4 protein-coding genes are annotated in these 4,158 nt (G+C 77.9%); 1 reads left to right on the forward strand and 3 read right to left on the reverse strand.

Annotated features, from left to right (window positions below; translation table 11 throughout):
* From ABEB16_RS04310 to ABEB16_RS04320, 3 genes are all read right to left on the reverse strand, one after another.
* A partial coding sequence (locus ABEB16_RS04310; protein WP_345711039.1) for a DedA family protein occupies positions 1–761 on the reverse strand: 761 nt, incomplete at its 3' end.
* 77 nt (positions 762–838) lie between these two features.
* Positions 839–2,323: a SpoIIE family protein phosphatase gene (locus tag ABEB16_RS04315; protein WP_345711036.1), complete on the reverse strand. Its 1,485-nt coding sequence runs from the start codon at positions 2,321–2,323 to the stop codon at positions 839–841.
* 51 nt (positions 2,324–2,374) lie between these two features.
* A complete protein-coding gene (locus ABEB16_RS04320) occupies positions 2,375–3,382 on the reverse strand; it encodes an ANTAR domain-containing protein (RefSeq protein WP_345711037.1) in 1,008 nt (335 codons plus the stop codon).
* A 239-nt stretch (positions 3,383–3,621) separates the two neighbouring features.
* On the opposite strand from ABEB16_RS04320, the gene ABEB16_RS04325 reads away from it, so the two are divergent.
* A partial coding sequence (locus ABEB16_RS04325) for an AzlC family ABC transporter permease (RefSeq protein WP_345711038.1) occupies positions 3,622–4,158 on the forward strand: 537 nt, incomplete at its 3' end.

Below are 4,158 nucleotides of genomic sequence, written 5' to 3' on the forward strand. Positions count from 1 at the left end.
GGGCGCGGCGCGGGGGCCACGGGGCCGGCGGCGGGGGCGGCCGGAGCGGCGGTGGCGGCCGCGGCGGAGCTGGCGCGGGCGGTGCGCCGGGACTTGGAGCGGGCGCGCAGCGCCTCGATGCCGATCGGCAGGACGGAGACGGCCACCAGGAGCAGCAGGCCCAGCTCGATGTTCTCGCGGACCAGCGGGATGCCGCCCAGCAGCACGCCCAGGACGGTCACGCCCGTGGCCCACAGCACCGCGCCGATGGCGCTGAAGACGAAGAAGGTGCGCCGCGGCATGCGCGCCGCGCCCGCCGTCACGGTGATGAAGGTGCGCACCACGGGGACGAAGCGGGCCAGGATGATCGCGCGCGGCCCGTACTTCTCGAAGAAGAGCGCGGTCTTCTCCACGTGCTCCTTCTTGAAGAAGCGGGACCCGGGCCGCTCGAAGATCGCGGGACCGGCGCGCCGGCCGATCTCGTAGCCGCAGACGTTGCCCAGGAACGCGGACACCGTCAGCAGGATGCAGGCCAGCCACACCGGCTGGGTGATGATCGGCGGGTCGTACGTCGTGAAGAGCCCTACCGTGAACAGCAGGGAGTCACCCGGCAGGAAGAAGCCGATGAGCAGGCCGCACTCGGCGAACACGATGAGCACGGCGCCCCACAGGGCGAAGTCGCCCAGCTGCTGCAGCAGCGTCGGCGCGTTGAGCCACTCGGGCAGCAGCGCCGGCGCGGCCGGTGCGGCGGCGAGCTGTGCTGCGAGGTCGGCGACCGGCAGTGCGGAGAGCAGGGGCACGCACACAGCGTAGGCGGCAGCGCTGGGAGGTTCCTGTGCCCGACGTGGGGAGATCTGCGTCAGCCGGTCGCCGGATCCCCCGTCCGGTCCACGCGCGGCAGGGCCACCAGGTCGAGGACGAAGGCCGCCGCGGTCCCGCCGGCGGCCGCCAGCCGCACCGGTGAACCCGTCCGCGCCGTGGTGCGCACCACCTCCGCCAGCACCCGGACCCCCGCGCTGCCCAGGTGCGTCACCCGGTCCAGGTCGGCCACCACCGGCACCAGGCCGCCGCGGGCGGCGCGCAACAGCTCCGCGCCCAGCCGGTCCGCGCCCGCGGCGTCGACCTCCCCCCGCACCCGCAGCCGCAGCGGCCGCTCGTCGAGCAGCTCGCAGGCGAACGGCTCCCCGGCGGCCGCCGGGGGCGTCCACGTCGCCGGGGTCGGCGGCACCGACCGGGTCAGGGCGCGCTGGAAGCGCACCACCGTGCCGCCCCCGCGGTGCTCCACCACCAGGTGCCGCGTCAGGGCCGCGATCAGGCCCAGGCCGCGGCCGTGCTCCCCGGGCAGCGCGCGCGGCTCGACCCAGCGCCCCCCGTCGGCGACGAGCACGTGCGCCGCGCCGTCGGTGCCCAGCTCCACCACCACCTCCACGGGCGCGGTGGAGCCGGAGTGGACGACCGCGTTGGCCACCGCCTCGCTGGTGGCCAGCTCCAGGGCCAGCCGGTCGGTGTCGGTGACCTCGAGGGCGCGCAGCCACGCCCGCAGCCGGGACCTGACCCCGCCCGGCGCCTCGGCGTCGGTGGGCACCACGACGCGCAGCGGCGCCACCGGGCGGCGCAGCTGCACCACCAGGACCGTCGCGTCGTCACCGCCGCCGCCCGGGGCGAGCGCCGCCGCCACGTGCGCGCAGACCCGTTCGGCGGTGCCGGTGCCCTCGGGGGCGGGCACCCGGCCGGCGGCGGCGTCCACCCCGGCGGTGGCCAGGTCCGCCAGGCCCTGGGCGTGGGGGCGCCCCGGGCGCTCGACGAGACCGTCGGTGAAGAGGACCAGCACGTCGTCGGGGTCCAGCCGGCCGGTGACCGGCGCACCCGCGACGCCCGATCCCAGCGGGCCGCCGCCGGTGGTGGGCAGGAAGCGGGCGCCGGCACCCCCGACGACCAGCGGGGCGGGGTGGCCGCGGGTGGCGTGCACCAGCCGCCCACCGGGCAGGTCGAGCAGCGCGACGCAGACGGTGGTGCCGGCGGCGTCCGGGACCAGCGCCGCCGCCTCGTCGAGGTCGGCCAGGGCCTCGGCGACGTTCGCGCCCAGGTGCAGGCGCTGGGCGACGACGGCGCGCAGCTGGCTCATCGTCGCGGCCGCCGCGAGCCCGTGGCCCACGACGTCCCCGACGACGAGCGCCACGCCGCCGCCGGGGACGGGGAGGGCGTCGAACCAGTCGCCGCCGGCCCCGCGCTCGGCGCCGGCGACGAGGTAGCGGGCCGCGACGTCCGCGCAGGGCAGCACCGGCAGGCGGTGGGGCAGCAGGGCGCGCTGCAGGGCGGCCACCACGTCGAGCGGTGCGGTCACGGCGCGACCTCCTCGTCGACGACCCGTGCGGGTACCGCGGGCGGTCCCGGCTCAGCCGCCGACGGCCCGCTCCACGCTGGGGTAGAGGTCCAGACCGTGACCGGCGGTCAGGGTCAGGGCGGCGGCACCGCGGCCGGTGACGACGCGCAGCCCGGCGCCCACCGACTCGGACCTGCGGTGGGCCAGGCCGAGCATCGCCACGCCCACCGAGCCCAGGTGCGTCGCCCCGCGCAGGTCCACCACCAGCGGCTGGGGCGGGCGGGCCGCGGCGACGAGCCGCGTGAGGGCGCCGGAGAACTCCGGGGCGGTGGAGAGGTCGACCTCGCCGGAGATGCGCAGCACCACCGCGCGGCCGAGCACGTCGAGGTGGGCCTGGATCCGCGGCGCCCGGGCGCCGCTCCCGTCGGCGGGGGCGCCGGGCTCGTGCAGCCCGCCGCCCGCGTCCCCGCCCTCCCCGCCGAGGACGGCGGAGAACACGTCGTCCACGTGCTCCCGCGCCCCGGGGCCGACGTCCACCCCGCCCCGCACGGCCCGCAGCAGGCGCTCGGCGATCGCGATGAGCTTGACGTTGCCCCGCTGCGACGCCCACCGCAGCAGGGTGAAGGCCTCCTCGCCGCTGGCCCGGTAGACGAGCATCAGGACGCCCTTGGCCTGGTCGATGACCTCGCGGGAGGCCAGGGCGCGGCTGACGTGCCGGTTGGCCTGGTCGGTGATCGCGCGCTGCTGCTGGGAGCTGACGTCGGCGGCGACCCCCCGCACGGGCTCGGCGTCGTCCGCGGGGCGGCCGGTGCAGACCCAGGTGACCCACCGCTCGTGCCCGGCGGCGTCGACGAGCCGGTGCAGCAGGCTGAAGGGGTGGCCGCGCCGGACGTGCTCCTCGAGGGTGCCGGCGAAGCCCTGGGGGTCGTCGGGGTGCTCGTGGCTGGCCATGAGGGCGGTCGTCGGGACGACCTGCCCGGGCTCGAAGCCGAAGATCGAGAACAGCTCGTCCGACCAGGACCACTGACCCGTCGCCCGGTCGTACCCGAACCCGCCCACCGGCGCTGCTGCGGCCCGCACCCCTGCCTCCCTCCCGGCCTCCTCCTCCGGAGGCCCGGCCTGCGGGGGACCGCGCGGTGGCGGCCGTGCTCGCAGGTGTGGGGGCTGGTGATTCAACGCCCTGCGCTGCTGCGGCCCCCTCGGTCCCGCCCGGAGGCGGCCCGCGGGGGCGAGTGCGGCCAGACTCTAGGGCATCGGGCCCCCGCGGAGCCGGGGAGAGCGTTCTCCCACGTCCGACCGGGCCGTGCGACGATCGGCGCGTGCCCCGCGACGAAGCGCGCCGCCCCGGCCCGGCCGTGCGGCAGGGGCTGTCGGTCGGGATCGCCACCGGCCTCTACGGCATCTCGTTCGGTGCGCTGTCCGTGGCCGCCGGGCTGTCCGTCGCGCAGACCTGCGCCCTCAGCCTGCTGATGTTCACCGGCGGTTCCCAGTTCGCCTTCGTCGGGGTGGTCGCCGCGGGCGGTTCGGGGGCGGCCGCGACCGCGGGCGCGGCGCTGCTCGGGGTGCGCAACGGCTTCTACGGCCTGCAGCTGAGCCCGCTGCTGCGCCCGCGCGGGCTGCGCCGCCCGCTCGTCGCGCACCTGACCATCGACGAGTCCACGGCGGTGGCCACCGCCCAGCCGCGGGAGGACGAGGGGCGGCGCGGCTTCTGGGCGGCGGGGCTGGGGGTGTTCGCCTGCTGGAACGCCATGACGCTGGCCGGGGCGCTGCTCGGCGACGCGCTGGGGGACCCGCGCCGCTGGGGCCTCGACGGTGCCGCGGTGGCGGCCTTCCTCGCCCTGCTGTGGCCGCGGCTG

It is taken from the genome of Kineococcus glutinatus (genome assembly GCF_039542765.1).
Taxonomy (GTDB): Bacteria; Actinomycetota; Actinomycetes; order Actinomycetales; family Kineococcaceae; genus Kineococcus_A; species Kineococcus_A glutinatus.